14 protein-coding genes are annotated in these 14,817 nt (G+C 44.3%); 4 read left to right on the forward strand and 10 right to left on the reverse strand.

Going from position 1 to position 14,817, the window contains the following annotated elements; translation table 11 throughout:
* The first annotated feature begins 21 nt into the window (after window positions 1-21).
* Window positions 22-432, forward strand: a complete 411-nt coding sequence (gene mce, locus B2746_RS01545; RefSeq protein ID WP_290790198.1) for a methylmalonyl-CoA epimerase — start codon at window positions 22-24, stop codon at window positions 430-432.
* Between the two features lie 254 nt (window positions 433-686).
* Here the strand turns inward: mce and B2746_RS01550 are convergent, their stop codons facing one another.
* From B2746_RS01550 to B2746_RS01565, 4 genes are all read right to left on the reverse strand, one after another.
* Complete coding sequence (locus tag B2746_RS01550; protein WP_290790201.1) at window positions 687-1,121, reverse strand: VOC family protein; 435 nt, start codon at window positions 1,119-1,121, stop codon at window positions 687-689.
* A 115-nt stretch (window positions 1,122-1,236) separates the two neighbouring features.
* Window positions 1,237-1,968 carry a ribonuclease III gene (gene rnc / locus B2746_RS01555; RefSeq protein WP_290790204.1) on the reverse strand — a complete coding sequence of 244 codons (732 nt, stop codon included), beginning with the start codon at window positions 1,966-1,968 and terminating at the stop codon, window positions 1,237-1,239.
* A gap of 55 nt (window positions 1,969-2,023) precedes the next feature.
* On the reverse strand, window positions 2,024-3,277 hold the full coding sequence (gene fabF / locus B2746_RS01560) for a beta-ketoacyl-ACP synthase II (RefSeq protein WP_290790206.1): 1,254 nt from the start codon (window positions 3,275-3,277) through the stop codon (window positions 2,024-2,026).
* 93 nt (window positions 3,278-3,370) lie between these two features.
* Entirely contained in the window at window positions 3,371-3,607 is a 237-nt protein-coding gene (locus B2746_RS01565; protein WP_026751146.1) for an acyl carrier protein, read from the reverse strand.
* 192 nt (window positions 3,608-3,799) lie between these two features.
* Between B2746_RS01565 and B2746_RS01570 the strand changes: the two genes are divergently transcribed.
* Window positions 3,800-4,231 (forward strand): GNAT family N-acetyltransferase, encoded by a 432-nt coding sequence (locus B2746_RS01570; RefSeq protein ID WP_290790209.1) that lies wholly within the window; start codon window positions 3,800-3,802, stop codon window positions 4,229-4,231.
* Here B2746_RS01570 and B2746_RS01575 read toward each other — a convergent pair.
* Window positions 4,223-4,897 carry an HAD family hydrolase gene (locus tag B2746_RS01575; protein ID WP_290790212.1) on the reverse strand — a complete coding sequence of 225 codons (675 nt, stop codon included), beginning with the start codon at window positions 4,895-4,897 and terminating at the stop codon, window positions 4,223-4,225. The genes B2746_RS01570 and B2746_RS01575 overlap by 9 nt on opposite strands.
* Complete coding sequence (gene mfd, locus B2746_RS01580; RefSeq protein ID WP_290790215.1) at window positions 4,894-8,319, reverse strand: transcription-repair coupling factor; 3,426 nt, start codon at window positions 8,317-8,319, stop codon at window positions 4,894-4,896. The genes B2746_RS01575 and mfd overlap by 4 nt, the downstream gene beginning before the upstream one ends.
* Window positions 8,320-8,445: 126 nt before the next feature.
* On the opposite strand from mfd, the gene B2746_RS01585 reads away from it, so the two are divergent.
* On the forward strand, window positions 8,446-11,436 hold the full coding sequence (locus tag B2746_RS01585) for a T9SS type A sorting domain-containing protein (RefSeq protein ID WP_290790217.1): 2,991 nt from the start codon (window positions 8,446-8,448) through the stop codon (window positions 11,434-11,436).
* Between the two features lie 28 nt (window positions 11,437-11,464).
* Here the strand turns inward: B2746_RS01585 and B2746_RS01590 are convergent, their stop codons facing one another.
* On the reverse strand, window positions 11,465-11,824 hold the full coding sequence (locus tag B2746_RS01590) for a transmembrane 220 family protein (RefSeq protein ID WP_290790220.1): 360 nt from the start codon (window positions 11,822-11,824) through the stop codon (window positions 11,465-11,467).
* A gap of 121 nt (window positions 11,825-11,945) precedes the next feature.
* Here B2746_RS01590 and B2746_RS01595 point away from each other — a divergent pair, with 121 nt between their 5' ends.
* Window positions 11,946-12,695, forward strand: coding sequence for a ferredoxin--NADP reductase (locus B2746_RS01595; protein ID WP_290790223.1), 750 nt, complete (start codon window positions 11,946-11,948; stop codon window positions 12,693-12,695).
* Window positions 12,696-12,706: 11 nt separating this feature from the next.
* On the opposite strand, the gene B2746_RS01600 is transcribed toward B2746_RS01595, so the two are convergent.
* Genes B2746_RS01600 through B2746_RS01610 form a run of 3 tightly spaced genes read right to left on the reverse strand, consistent with a single transcriptional unit; the run spans window position 12,707 to window position 14,789 of the window.
* Entirely contained in the window at window positions 12,707-12,976 is a 270-nt protein-coding gene (locus B2746_RS01600; RefSeq protein ID WP_290790226.1) for a hypothetical protein, read from the reverse strand.
* 50 nt (window positions 12,977-13,026) lie between these two features.
* The gene (locus tag B2746_RS01605; RefSeq protein ID WP_290790229.1) at window positions 13,027-13,314 is read right to left on the reverse strand and encodes a hypothetical protein; all 288 of its coding nucleotides are present in this window, start codon (window positions 13,312-13,314) and stop codon (window positions 13,027-13,029) included.
* 20 nt (window positions 13,315-13,334) lie between these two features.
* Window positions 13,335-14,789, reverse strand: coding sequence for a glycine--tRNA ligase (locus B2746_RS01610; RefSeq protein ID WP_290790231.1), 1,455 nt, complete (start codon window positions 14,787-14,789; stop codon window positions 13,335-13,337).
* Window positions 14,790-14,817: the final 28 nt, after the last annotated feature.

Genomic DNA, 14,817 nt, shown 5'->3' on the forward strand with positions numbered 1-14,817 from the left:
ACATTTTTTATAGCTTGCTACATGAACAAAATTGAACATATCGGGATTGCAGTGAAAGATCTTTCAAGCTCCATCCCTTTGTATGAGCTGCTGCTGAATACGCCCTGTTATAAAACGGAGGAAGTGGAAACAGAAAAGGTGCGGACGGCATTTTTTAGTGTGGGGGATAGTAAGATTGAATTGCTGGAAAGCACTGATCCATCCGGAGTTATCGCCCGTTATATTGATAAAAAAGGCGAAGGCGTGCATCATATTGCTTTTGCCGTGGAGGATATCCGTGCTGAAATGGCCCGCCTGCAGGCTGCCGGCTTTGAACTACTGAGCGCCGAACCCAAACCCGGAGCGGATAACAAACTGGTTTGCTTTTTGCATCCGAAGGGAACAAATGGGGTGTTGGTGGAGTTGTGCGAGGAGGTGAAAGGTGAAAGGTGAGCCAATTCCGGTAAAAATGAACCAATTAAAGGCAAAATGAGCCAATTAAACAGCATTTTGAGCCAATTATTTGATAACATGAGCCGATTCAGTAAATTACAACTAGTTGAAAATCATAATTATATTTATAATTTTCAATAATTGCACCACCTAATCCTTCGTAATCCTCCGTCTTCCTTCGTATATCTTACGGTCTGAGCTTTGCCCTCCATTTGCCCACCTTCTCTTTACTTTCACTTTAGCCGCACTCTACCTTATTGGGCTGAATTAGGGTCATAATCTACCATCCACTCAATCCCAAATCGATCTCTGAACATACCAAAATAGGATCCCCATGGACTGTCAGCCATGGGTACTTCAATTTGTCCTCCTGCAGAAAGGCCATTAAATAATTTATCCGCTTCTTCTTTGCTTTCTGCGCTTATTGAAATTTTGCTTCGGTTCTCGTTTTCGTTGACTTTCCCGAGGAATTCAGGCACATCATTTCCCATCAACAGATTGGATTTTCCGATTGGCAGAGCAATATGCATGATTTTGTTCTCCTCCTTTTCTGCTACGGGAAATTCAGCACTTGCCAGGTCTTTAAGTCGAACAAGCTTTGCAAACTCTCCGCCAAATACTGATTTATAAAACGTAAAGGCTTCTTCGGCATTGCCATTGAAGTTGATATGAGGATTGATAAGTGGCATGGGCTGTATTTATAGTGTTATCCAAATCTAACCCTTCCCCTAAAATTCAGTGTGGTATAAAAGCGCCAATAAGGAGGATGTTTGCGCCATTCCCCCACCCGTCGGGTAAACCCTTTCAGGTTTCACTTTCCTTATTCAGTCCCAGTTTCACTACGGCGGCCTGGGCGGCAACCTGGCTGGCGTCTTTTTTATTGTAGGCTTTACCCTGGGCGAGCAGTTCGCCATCAACGACAGCACCGATGGTGAACAGGCGGCGGCCGCCTTCGAATTTCTCTTCGAGGGTTTCGAATTCGAGGTTTTTGCCGTTTTTATTGGCCCAGCCGTAGAGTTTGTTTTTATGATTGATTTCCAGAATTTCCAGGTCATCCATAAACATATAGGGAAGGATGATCCGTTCCAGCACCCAGGTTCGGGTTTTTTTGAATCCTTTATCGAGGTAAACTGCCCCCACTACCGCTTCCAGGGTATTCCCGAAAATCTGGCTCACTTTCAGTGAATTATCAAACTTGTTGAAGTAGACGATTTTTTTTAGTCCCATTTTGATGGCTACCTCATTCAACGTAACACGGTTCACCATTTTGGAGCGCATTTCCGTCAGAAAACCTTCTTCGCGATAGGGATATTTTTTAAAGAGAAAATCCGCTACAATACCGCTTAGAATAGCATCACCCAGATACTCCAGCCGTTCATTGTTATCAGCAGAAGAATCTTTCACCGACCGATGCGTCAGTGCTGTTTTGTACAGGTCGGTATTGCGTGGCGCAAAACCCAGGACGTTCTTCAATTGTTTTTTGAATTCCGTCGTTTCGGGAGAGGAGCCTTTCAGAATGCTATCAAATAAACCCACAGATTTCGTTTAGTTACCGGGGTCAATATAAGCGATTGGCGCCAGACTTTATAAATTAACCTTCAAATTTCTTCACAATCACGCAGGCATTATGCCCTCCAAAACCGAAGGTATTGCTGAGTGCTGCACGTACCGGACGCTTCTGTGCTTTATTAAAGGTAAAATTCAGTTTGGGATCCAATTCGGGATCGTCGGTAAAATGATTGATGGTAGGAGGAATAATATCGTGCACCACGGCCTGAATAGCTGCAATTGCTTCAATTACTCCTGCTGCACCCAGGCAATGCCCGGTCATGGATTTGGTAGCGGAGATATTCAGGTTATAAGCGTGGTCTCCAAATACATTCATGATGGCCTTCACCTCGGCAACATCACCCAGGGGTGTGGAGGTTCCATGTGTATTAATATAATCGATATCAGCGGGTTGCATTCCGGCATCTTCCAGGGCTGCCAGCATTACATTCCGAGCACCGAGTCCTTCCGGATGCGGCGCCGTAATATGATGCGCATCGGCTGTTGCACCACCACCGGCAATTTCACAGTAGATTTTTGCACCGCGGGCTTTGGCATGTTCCAGTTCCTCAACAATCAGGATACCGGCTGCTTCTCCCATTACAAAACCATCCCGGTCTTTATCATAAGGGCGACTGGCAGTAGCGGGATCATCATTGCGCTCGCTCATCGCTTTCATAGCATTGAACCCACCTACACCGGCTTCGCTGATAACAGCTTCAGATCCACCGCTTACAATAATATCAGCTTTACCCAGCTTAATAAGATTAACCGCTTCAATAATGGCATTGGTGCTACTTGCGCATGCACTCACCACCGCAAAATTGGGTCCTCTCAGATTGTGCCGCATGGAAATTTGTCCGGCTGCAATGTCAAGAATCATCTTAGGTATGAAAAAGGGATTGAACCTTGGGGTTCCATCGCCCTTGGCAAAATCCATCACTTCGTTTTGGAAGGTAATGAGTCCGCCGATTCCACTGCCAAAAACTACCCCGATTCTGTCCGGATTAATATTCTCCTTATTCAGTCCGGCATCTGCCATGGCTTCATCAGAAACCACCAGTGCAAATTGCGTGAACCGGTCGATTTTGCGGGCTTCTTTTTTATCAAGAAACTGCGTTGGATCAAAGTTCTTAACCTCACAGGCAAACCTTGTTTTGAATTTGGATGCATCAAACAAAGTAGTGTTGGCCGCACCGGGAGTGCCATTAATCAGCCCTTCCCAGTACTCCTGCAGGGTATTCCCGATTGGAGTAAGAGCGCCCATACCTGTGACTACAACTCTTTTAAGTTCCATGTAGATTGCCGGATTTTAAAAGTGAATAATCCGCCTTCTTAGCGGAAATGCTTTCGAGAGGCGGATTAAATATTGCCTGTAACGGAGTTCCGTTTACTTAGCGTGCTCTTCTAAATAAGCAACAGCCTGGCCTACAGTAGTTATAGTTTCAGCCTGCTCATCCGGGATAGAGATATTGAATTCTTTTTCGAATTCCATGATCAGTTCTACTGTATCCAGAGAGTCAGCTCCAAGATCATTGGTAAAAGAAGCTTCGTTAGTCACTTCTGCTTCGTCTACTCCTAATTTGTCAACAATGATCTTTTTAACTCTTGTTGCGATGTCTGACATTGTAGTAAAGTTTAGTTACGGCTGCAAAAATATACTTTTTGGGTAAATAACAATTTTTGCTGCTTTTTTTAATTTCCGGGGACAAAATACTACTCTTTTACTAACACACAGTAGTAATTTCCGGAGGGGGCGGTTTTCGGTAGACCTATTTTTGTAATTTAGGAACCCGAACAACACACTAAACAACAGCAGATGGCACTAAAAATTATCGACCACGGTACTCCGGAATACAATCAGATGATCAAACTTCGGGATGAGATTCTGAGGAAACCGTTGGGACTTAGTTTTAGCCAGGAGGAACTGATGCAGGAAAAAGACCAGATTCTGATTGGCGCATTTGATGAAGATAAGATGCTTGGCTGTTGCATGCTGGTAAACGAAGGTGATGGAACGGTTCGCCTGCGACAGATGGCTGTCAACAATAATCTGCAGGGTAAGGGAATAGGACGTGCCCTGATGAATTTTGCGGAGAATATTGCCCGCGACCAGGGATTCAAAAAACTCACCATGCATGCCCGTAAAACCGCTATTGGCTTTTACGAACATCTTGGTTACCAAATCAGTAGCACCGAGTTTGAAGAGGTAACCATCCCCCACTTTGTGATGGAAAAGCGCTTACGATAAGGGAAGTCGGGGCTTAATTTCCTGATCCGTTCCAATAAATTCAAGTCCCTCTTCCACCAGCAATAATTCCTCAAAATTTCGAATATTCCATTGTACACGATCTGGTTGATAAACCGGATTATTCAGCGCTATTACCTGCATTCCAGCAGTCAGGGCTGATCGGATACCACTGTCAGAATCTTCAAAAACCAGGCAATGTTCCGGTTCGACGCCTAATTTTCCTGCTCCCTTCAAATAAGGTTCGGGGTCGGGCTTGCCTTTACTGACATCTTCAGCGGTTATGCTGTCAGTAAAAAACCGATCCAGCTGATGCAATTTTAAAAAATGCCAGGCCCGCTTATGAGGCGAACTGGTAACGAGCAGAAAAGGCACATTACGTGCAGTTAATGCCGCAAGAAAAGGTTCCACTCCAGACATGAGGGCAGGTTTCATCCGCAAATCATAGGCAACACCATCATCATAAATGGCTTGTTTGCGCGCATCGTCTGATTGGTGAAAAAGGGTATGGATGGTTTCCCAGGTGGTTCGGCCATGTATGGTTTCTTTAATCACCCGTTCATTAAACTCCACTCCTTCTTTTTCAGCCCATCCTCCCCAGAATTCCTCAATAACCGGATTGGAATCCAGAATTACGCCATCCAGGTCGAATAATATTGCCTTTATCATATCGTTTGTTCTTTTGTTTCCAGTTGATTTGTTCCCAGTACCTGTGAATGCATCCGTTGCAGGAATAACAAAATTGTTGCCATGTCTTTCATACCATCCACTACCAACAGGAAATTTTTTCCGCTTTGTTTTAATCGTGCATTGTTGGTATAGGTCTGCAAATAGGATAAGATGCCATGAAATAAGCCCGATTCAAAATAAGGCGAATCATGTTTGTTAACGAAGAAACATTTCAGCACCTGATCTCGCAACAGCAATTTTTCGAATCCTAATTCAACACTGAGTTTTCGGATTCGTACTGTATCAAAGAGATCTTCTACCTGAGGTGGCATGGGTCCGAACCGGTCGGCCATCTCCTGATGAAAGGCCTGCAATTCTTCTTCGTTATCGCAGTTATCCAGTCGCTGGTAAAGTGATAAACGTTCACCGATACTTTCCACATATTCATCAGGAATCAGAATTTCCAGATCCGTATCAATGGTACAATCCTGCACATAATCTTCCTGTTTTGCAATTTCCTCTTTAAACAGTTCTCTGAAAGAGGTGCGTTTCAATTCACGGATGGCTTCATCCAGAATTTTCTGATACATTTCAAACCCGATATCAGCCATGAAACCGCTTTGTTCTCCTCCCAGCAAATTACCGGCACCGCGTATATCCAGATCCCGCATCGCGATCTGGAATCCGCTGCCCAGTTCACTGTGCTGTTCCAGCGTCTGTAATCGTTTTTTAGAATCCGATGGCAGGGTACTCATTGGTGGAGCCAGTAAATAACAGAAGGCTTTTTTATTACTTCTGCCAACACGACCTCTCAACTGGTGCAGATCACTTAATCCAAACTGATGTGCATTGTTGACAATAATGGTATTTACATTGGGAATATCCACGCCGCTTTCCACAATATTGGTACAAACCAGTACATCGTATTTTTTATCAATGAAATCCAGAATGCGTTCTTCCAGTTCATGACCTTCCATTTGCCCGTGTGCATATCCGATACTCAAATCCGGACAATGACTTTGAATGATGGCAGCCATTTCCGGCAGGCCCTTCACGCGGTTGTGAATGAAGAATACCTGTCCACCTCTTTCAGTTTCAAAATAAATTGCATCTCTGATAAAATCTTCATTGTAAACCTGCACTTCTGTTTGAATCGGCTGACGATTCGGCGGTGGCGTATTCATGATACTAAGATCACGCGCGCCCATTAAACTAAACTGCAGGGTTCTTGGAATAGGTGTTGCCGTTAGTGTAAGGCAGTCCACATTGGTACGTAGGGTTTTTATCTTTTCTTTATGGGCCACACCAAATTTCTGTTCCTCATCAATGATCAGGATACCGAGGTCTTTAAACTTAACTTCTTTGCCAAGAATACCATGTGTACCAACAAGAATATCGATTTTACCTTCTTCCAGTTTTTTGAGTGTTTCTTTTTTCTCTTTGGAGCTTTTAAAACGGTTGATATAATCTACTGTAACCGGAAAATCTCTCAACCGGTCTGAAAATGTTTTATAATGCTGAAAGGCAAGAATAGTTGTGGGAACCAGGATAGCAGCCTGTTTACCATCCACAACCGATTTGAATGCGGCTCTTACCGCGACCTCCGTTTTACCAAATCCCACATCACCACAAACCAGGCGATCCATGGGTGAAGGAGCTTCCATATCTTTTTTTACATCGGCCGTTGCCTTGCTTTGATCGGGCGTGTCTTCATAAATAAAAGAAGCTTCCAATTCTGTTTGCAGATAGGTATCCGGTGCATGCTGAAAACCATGCTGGGCTTTACGTTGCGCATATAACTGAATCAGATCAAAAGCAATTTCCTTCACTTTTGTTTTCGTCTTTTCCTTCAGTTTATTCCACGCATCGCTGCCGAGTTTGTTCACTTTGGGAACCGTTCCTTCTTTGCCTGTGTATTTGGAGATTTTATGCAGTGAATTAATATTCACATAGAGGATATCGCTGTCTTTATAAATTATGCGGACGGCTTCCTGCAATTTTCCATTTACATCCAGTTTTTGCAAGCCGCTGTAAACACCCACCCCATGATCAATATGCGAAACGAAATCGCCGGGTTGTAATTCTCTTAGTGTACGTATGGTAAGGGCTTTGTTTTTATTATAAGCCTGCTTTACCTTGTATTTGTGGTAGCGTTGAAAAATCTGGTGATCGGTGTAACAGAGAACCTTGTTTCCTTCGTCAATAAATCCACCGTGAATGGCAACGGGAATGGGAGTGAAATGGATCTCTGCTTTCAGGTCAGCAAATATGCTGTACATCCGTTCGAGCTGTTTGGGATTTTCGGCAAAAATGTAGAGACTGAGTCCTTTCTTTTCCCATTGCTGCAGGTCTTTGATCAGCATTTCAAACTGCCGGTTAAAAGCAGGTTGGGGTTTGGTTTGAAAATCCACTTCATAGGTCACTCTTCCTTTCCAGGTGGAATGGCCTTCGAGTTCAACGAGATGGTGTGCTGAAAGAATCTGTTCAATTTCTGCAGCTGTCAGGAACTCTTCTTTTTTTACGGCAGTTCGGATGAGTTTATCTTCCTCCTCTTCTTCCTTTACCGGAAAGGTTTCTGTTCTTTGTAAAAACAGTCCCAGTTCTTCTTCCTGCAATTCCAGGCGTTCTTTTACAAACTGCCATTCATTCATCCACACAACCGTATTGCCGGGCATGAAATCGAAGAGTGAAATACTGGCTTCTTCCGGCATCTCTGCCTGCAGATTCGGAATGATGCTTACCTGCAAAAGTTTACGTTCACTTAATTGTGATTCCGGATCAAAGAGGCGGATGCTGTCCACTTCATTTCCGAAAAGCTCCACCCGATAGGGTTTTTCATTACCGAAGGAATAAATATCGAGGATGCCTCCCCGAACGGCAAATTGTCCGGGTTCATACACAAAATCGGTTCGGGTAAATCCGGCATCGGTCAGTTGTTCGTATAATTGAATGGTATCGAGTGTGTCGTTGACCTTGATCCGGATTATATTACCGCTAAGTGTTTCGGGCTTAACCAGTTTTTCAACCAGGGCTTCCGGGTAGGTGATGACAATTTTTTTATTACCACCGGCACTCAGGCGGGTGAGGGCTTCTGTCCGTAACATTACGTGGCTGCTGTTTAGGAGCCGGTAATTTTTTTTGGTCCGGAAAGAGGAAGGGAAATAAAAAAGATCGAGTGCATTACTCAGGTTTTCCATGGTATTGTGGAAGTAAGCGGCTTCTTCGGCATCGTTTACTACCACAATATGGTTAAGCTGTTCGGTAATGGAATGTCTGAAAATGCTGGTCAGAAGAAATTCCGGGGAGCTGCCGGAAAGGTTTTTCAGCACGAGGTGCTGGGGTACAGACAAAGTGAGCTTGTCCGCCAATTGAAAAAGGCGGGGATCCTTTGCGTACTGCTCCAGTAAGTGTTCCAAATTCATTACACACAACCGCCTTAAAACAGGGCGGAAGCTGCAAATGTAATACGAATAAGTTTTTATATCTTGTGTCAACCACTAAGCTTATAAAAACGTTTAGATTTAGAACGTTTGTTTTAATAACTCCGTATGAACAAAGCAATCCTAACTGCTTCACTTACCGCTGTAACACTGACCATGGCCGGATTATTACTTATTTCCGGTGAAAATGAGCATTCCGCCACCATTAACCGTGGCAATAAACCAAGAAAAAAGAAAACGCAGGCCGAACGGGCATTTTTCAGTCAGCAGCGGGTGCAATATGAATATGATATGCTGAAGGATGGTGGCACGGGAAAATTTCCGTTAGGCATCCATGACAGGGAACTTTCCATGGCGAAACGTATACCGGTAAAAGAGACGGTGCAGGGAGACTGGTTATCGCCTTTCGCAGATAATTCCTATACGGCGGCCGGGCCGGTAAATTTTGGAGGTCGCACCAGAACCCTGGCTTTCGATAAACGATTTGGAACCGGAAGTAATCAGGTAATCATTGCCGGTGCTATCAGTGGTGGAATTTTTCGTTCAACAGACGGGGGCAATTCCTGGACCAATGTTACTCCTGAAAATGAAATTCACAATGTTTCTGCTATTGCGCAGGATCCCCGTGCCGGTCAGGAAAATACCTGGTATGCCGGAGGTGGCGAAGCACTTGGGAACTCGGCCTCTCCCTCAGCAGGCGGTGCCTTTTATTTAGGAAATGGTTTATTTAAATCAACCGATAACGGGGCCACCTGGCAACGTCTTGCCATTACATTTCAGGGAAACCTGGAAGTATTTGATGCACCATTTGATATCGTACATAAAATTGTGGTACACCCATTAAACGGACATGTGTATGTTGGAGCGCATCGCCGATTGATGCGGAGTACGGATGGTGGAACCAGCTTCACGGATGTATTTTCAGGTTCACAGGCGGCGGCGGCGGATAATGGACAAATGGATCTGGCAATTACCAATACCGGGCGTATATATTTGGCCGTTAATGGTGGTTTTGCAGATCAGAACCGACGGGGATTATGGTTTTCTGAAACCGGGAATCTCAATTCATGGACCCGGTTTGCAGGTGGACAAACGCTCAATACCGATTCAATAACCGGATGGAGAGCCAACAGTTATACCAATTCCGGTGCTGTTTCAACTACTTCAAAACGAATTGTATTGGCGCTTGCACCGTCTAATAATAATATTCTATATGCGATGTATGAGAATGGATTATCGCAGGAAGGAACCAGTGGTTCACCGGAAGCAGATCTTTTCAAATTTGATTTTACTGCTTCTACCTTTACGAATCTTTCATCGAATATGCCCAATTTTCCCGGACAACGGGATGGCATAGATCCATTGGCCTTACAGGGTGGTTACAATATGATGGTGGTAGTGAAACCGGATAATCCGAATGTGGTATTTGTTGGTGGCACCAATCTATATCGCTCTACCAATGGATTTTCCAACACCACGGCAACAAGCTGGATAGGCGGATATGAATACTGGGGAGCCAGTGCAACAACCTTTAATGTACAGACCTACGATAATCATCACCCCGATGTACATAACCTGGTCTTTGATCCAACCAATGCCAACCGGGCAATCTGTGCAACAGACGGTGGAATGCATATCACGGAAAATATAATGGGAACTGCAAATGAAACCAATCCGGTGAATTGGGATATGATAACCGGATATCAGACTGCACAATATTATCATGTAAACATTCAGCACAGGGATGCAGCCACACAGGTAAATAATTTTATCGGTGGGATGCAGGATAACGGAGCTTCTTTCCGCAATAATTCAAACGATCATGTGGAAGCCGGGTCTGGTGATGGTGGTGCTGCGGCAATTGGAAAATTCAACAATTTCAATGATTACACACTATTTGTATCAAGTCAGCTCGGTTCGGTGGCGCGGTTAACGCCGGGTGCAGCCACTTCGATTGAGCCAAATGGATTAACTGCTAATCCGGGTGGTGGAGAAGGTGAATTTGTAACCTATTATACACTTGACAATGATAATCCGGAAAACCTGTATTATGCCAATTATAACCGGATCTTCCGGACAACAACTGCAACCACGGTAACCAGTGGAACTGGCTGGACAGAATTAACGGGGGTTGCATCGGCATTGAATCCTGGAAGTCCGGGTGGAACTGATATTGGCATCCGTGCCATCAAATTAACCTATGGCCCCTATAGCACTTCCAGCACCATGTATATCGGAACAACAGAAGGAAGGGTATTCCGGTTGAATGATCCAAAAAATGCGGCAGCTGCAACACAACCGGTGGAGATTACTCCGCCTGCAATCAATACTATTCTTAATACTGCGCGGGTGAATGTTGGAAGCATCGCTGTGAATCCGAATAATGACAATGAGATCATGGTAGTTTATACCAATTATCAGGTAACAGTTGGTGGTAATGTTCAACGTGAATTTAATATCTGGGTAACCAACAATGCTAAGGCCGGGAATCCTACCTGGAAACTGGCGGAAGGCAATCTTACTTTGCCGTCTATCCGCAGTTGTGCCATTGTTGCCAGAAAAGACGGCTCCGGCAATGAATTCACAGAGTATTATGTTGGTACTTCGGTGGGTTTGTATAGTGCAATCAGTATTCAGGATTCTCTTACGGCAAACCGGCCGATTGTTTGGAAACGGGAAGGTGGCCGAACCCTGAATTATGCAGTGGTTACCTCTCTTGCATATCGTCCGCAGGATAATGTGTTGCTGGTTGGAACCCATGGTAATGGTATGTATTTTACCACGATTCCGCAACCCAATTTCAAACCGAATGTAGGAACGGGTGTAAATGATCCGATCCGGAATGATAAAAACTTTATTCGTTTCTCCTATCCTACCATTACTTCCGGCGATCTGCAATATCGGGTAGGTAATATGTTTGAAGTAAAAGAGATGGTGGTTCAGGTATATAACCTGAATGGACAGCTGATGTTAAAGAAAACGAGTGGCTATCAGAATGGATCATTGGATGTAAGTCGATTGTCCAAAGGCACTTATATCCTAACCATTACCAGCAGCGATTATAAGCAGCAGTTTGTTAAGAAATTCCTGAAGAATTAAGAGGGCTTAAGTACCCGACGGGAAAAATTCATTTCCGCATCCAATTCAATCCTGCAGATAGTAATAAAATCAGCAGTCCGCCGAATTCGCGGGATTGTTCAATCCAGGGTTTGGTTGCTTTCATGGAAGTAACGAGGCTTTCGGCATCGTGGTCCTGAATCCAGCTGAGCACTCCATTGGTGGCAAGGAATAAATAGAGGGCATAACCAATATAAACAAGTGCAGAAATCAGGTACAATAAGGGGGGAAACTTCTTTTTCAATGCGAGCCGGCAAAGCCAGGCTCCCCATAAATAAAGTGGTATCCACACATACGGATCCGGATCATTGTATTGAAGTGCAGCGCTTAAAATAAAGAGCACAATAAAAATATAGTTAACCCATTTCATGTGCCCAAGTTCGGGAAAAACTTTTCTCCTTTTTCTCCTTTGTCTCCTTTGTCTCCTTTGTCTCCTTTTCTCCTTTGTCTCCTTTGTCTCCTTTTCCTTATCTTACTACAAATTGCTGCCTATGCTCCAGCCCTGGCAAACAGGAACGGTCATTCGGATTGAGAATGAAACTTCCAGTACCAAACGTTTTTGGATTCAGGTAAATGAAATGGAACGATTTGATTTCAAGCCGGGGCAGTTTGTGACGCTGGACCTTCCTATACATGAGCAGAAAAACAAACGCTGGAGAAGTTATTCCATTGCTTCCTGGCCGGATGGAACCAATGTATTTGAACTGGTTATTGTTTTATTGGAAGGCGGACTTGGTACAGAATATCTTTTCAATCAGGTAAGTGTAGGATCTGAGTTGACACTTCGCGGGCCGGCAGGTGTATTCGTTTTGCCGGAAACCATTGACCGCGACCTGTTTTTTGTTTGTACCGGAACAGGAGTGGCGCCCTTTCGATCCATGGCGCATTATATTCTTGAGAATAATGTTCCTCATCAGCATATCTACCTGATTTTCGGCTGTCGAAAATTTGGAGATTGCTTATACGGACCTGAATTAAAGCAATTGGAAACCATGGTTCCCTCCTTTCATTATATTCCAACTTTTTCAAGAGAGGAAGCAGGTGATCATCTGGTCAGAAAGGGATATGTTCATCAGGTATATGAGGAAATTTGCCGCGAAAAAAAGGAGGTGGCGAATGAGGGTGCCTATCGCGCCCATTTCTTTTTATGTGGATGGAAGAATATGATTGATGAAGCAAAACAACGAATTCTCGCATTGGGATACGAGAAAAAAGACATTCATCTTGAGTTATATGGATAATACCTGATTTCTTAGGAATGCTTTCGCACAACGGAAGAACCGGATTTATGTAAACTTATAACGGGAACTGTTTCAATCAGCGGCTCTTCCTGATCGGAATGGAGCTTGTGTAAACGAAGAATTTCGGCATGGTTGGTAACCATTTCCGTCTCTAATTCAAGAATTCTTTTCTGGGATTTTTTCAGCTGCCTGGACCGGCACACAAAACCAAGCAACGCACCGGCGGTGAATACCGCAATAGCGCCTAATAAGACGACCATGTTGATACTGGATGGCATCATAGATATTGGTTTGGTACTATAACGCCCGTTTTTTGGGCCTTATTGCCCGTTTATTGGGAGGCTCGCTTGTTTTTCGATAAATCGCCAGCGGCCAATTCCTTTTCCATTAAAGGGACAACGGGTGTTGCGGCTTGTTGATTATACTTAGCATGCTGAATATCAGCCAATTGCTTCTGAAGTTGCAAAATTTCAGCATGGTCCTGCATTTTCTCCCGCTCCAGTTCCAGAATTTGTTTCCGGAGCGATTTTACCTGCATCATCCTGAATAACAGGCCTACCACAAAAGCCGACCCCAGTCCCAGGGCCAACAGTCCAAAGTGTACAGTAATTTGCATCATAGTGTCTGTCAATAAAATTGTTACGACGCGATGGCTTTTTCAACCATCCCTTTTACGGCACTCATAGGTATTCTTTCCTGCGTCATACTGTCCCGATACCGAACGGTTACCGTTCCATCTTCCTTTGTCTGGTGGTCGATGGTTATACAAAACGGTGTTCCGATGGCGTCCTGCCGGCGATAACGTTTACCAATGGCATCCTTTTCCTCGTAAAAACAACGGAAGGATCCCTTGCATTCGTCCATCAGCTGGCGGGCGATCTCAGGCAGGCCATCCTTCTTAACTAAAGGTAAGATGGCCAATTTTATTGGACTTAACTTGGGTGGAAACTTTAATACAACCCGACTGTCTTCCTTGTCGGCTGTGCTAAGGTCCTGTATTTCATAGGCTTCGCTGAGAACCATCATCACCGTGCGGTCGAGCCCGATGGAGGTTTCAATTACATACGGAATATAGTTTCCATATGGTTTTCCATTCGCGTCCAAATCATTATCAAAATACTGCATTTTTTTCTTACTGTACTCCTGATGATTGCGAAGGTCAAAATCGGTACGGGAATGAATTCCCTCCACTTCTTTGAAACCAATAGGGAAATTATACTCTATATCACAGGCTGCATCCGCATAATGCGCCAGTTTAACATGATCGTGGAAACGGTATTTATCAGCCGGAATACCCATGCCGAGGTGCCATTTCATGCGTTCTTCTTTCCAATATTCATACCATTCTTTCTGCGTGCCGGGGCGGATGAAGAATTGCATCTCCATTTGTTCGAATTCACGCATGCGGAAAATGAACTGCCGGGCCACGATTTCATTGCGGAAAGCCTTTCCTACCTGCGCAATTCCGAAGGGGATTTTCATCCGTCCGGTTTTTTGCACATTCAGGAAATTTACAAAGATACCCTGAGCGGTTTCCGGCCGCAGGTACACCATATTATCGTCGTTTTCCCCGGATACTGCTCCAAATTCGGTGGCAAACATGAGGTTAAATTGCCTCACATCGGTCCAGTTGCAGGTTCCGCTGACACTGCATTTTATTTTATTTTCCTCAATCAGGGATTTGAGTCCGGCGAAATCTTCTTTTGCCAGGAGTTGCTCCATTTTGTTCACCAGCGCTTTGGAAGCTTCTTCCGGAAGGGTATCGGCAAAACCTTCAATGAGGTGATCTACCCGGTAGCGTTTTTTGCTGTCCTTATTATCGATCATCGGGTCACTGAAATTATCCACGTGACCGCTGGCTTTCCAGGTGGTGGGATGCATAAAAATGGCTGCGTCAATCCCTACAATATTTTCATGCAACTGGGTCATCCATTTCCACCAGTCGTCGCGGATATTCTTTTTCAGCTCGCTACCGTACTGGCCATAATCGTATACCGCACTTAGTCCGTCATAGATCTCACTGCTCTGAAATATGAAGCCATATTCCTTACAATGGGATATAATCGCCTGAAACTTATTGTTATCATTTGCCATAAGTGCGCAAATATAGGAATAGGTTCGG

Source organism: Flavihumibacter sp. UBA7668 (assembly GCF_002483205.1).
Classification (GTDB): Bacteria; Bacteroidota; Bacteroidia; order Chitinophagales; family Chitinophagaceae; genus Flavihumibacter.

Excerpts from the sequence above, each read along its gene's own strand:
- mce (WP_290790198.1), top strand. The coding sequence starts at position 22 with ATGAACAAAATTGAACATATCGGGATTGCAGTGAAAGATCTTTCAAGC.
- B2746_RS01550 (WP_290790201.1), bottom strand. The coding sequence starts at position 1,121 with ATGCCACTTATCAATCCTCATATCAACTTCAATGGCAATGCCGAAGAA.
- fabF (WP_290790206.1), bottom strand. The coding sequence starts at position 3,277 with ATGGAACTTAAAAGAGTTGTAGTCACAGGTATGGGCGCTCTTACTCCA.
- B2746_RS01565 (WP_026751146.1), bottom strand. The coding sequence starts at position 3,607 with ATGTCAGACATCGCAACAAGAGTTAAAAAGATCATTGTTGACAAATTA.
- B2746_RS01570 (WP_290790209.1), top strand. The coding sequence starts at position 3,800 with ATGGCACTAAAAATTATCGACCACGGTACTCCGGAATACAATCAGATG.
- B2746_RS01575 (WP_290790212.1), bottom strand. The coding sequence starts at position 4,897 with ATGATAAAGGCAATATTATTCGACCTGGATGGCGTAATTCTGGATTCC.
- mfd (WP_290790215.1), bottom strand. The coding sequence starts at position 8,319 with ATGAATTTGGAACACTTACTGGAGCAGTACGCAAAGGATCCCCGCCTT.
- B2746_RS01585 (WP_290790217.1), top strand. The coding sequence starts at position 8,446 with ATGAACAAAGCAATCCTAACTGCTTCACTTACCGCTGTAACACTGACC.
- B2746_RS01590 (WP_290790220.1), bottom strand. The coding sequence starts at position 11,824 with ATGAAATGGGTTAACTATATTTTTATTGTGCTCTTTATTTTAAGCGCT.
- B2746_RS01595 (WP_290790223.1), top strand. The coding sequence starts at position 11,946 with ATGCTCCAGCCCTGGCAAACAGGAACGGTCATTCGGATTGAGAATGAA.
- B2746_RS01600 (WP_290790226.1), bottom strand. The coding sequence starts at position 12,976 with ATGATGCCATCCAGTATCAACATGGTCGTCTTATTAGGCGCTATTGCG.
- B2746_RS01605 (WP_290790229.1), bottom strand. The coding sequence starts at position 13,314 with ATGATGCAAATTACTGTACACTTTGGACTGTTGGCCCTGGGACTGGGG.
- B2746_RS01610 (WP_290790231.1), bottom strand. The coding sequence starts at position 14,789 with ATGGCAAATGATAACAATAAGTTTCAGGCGATTATATCCCATTGTAAG.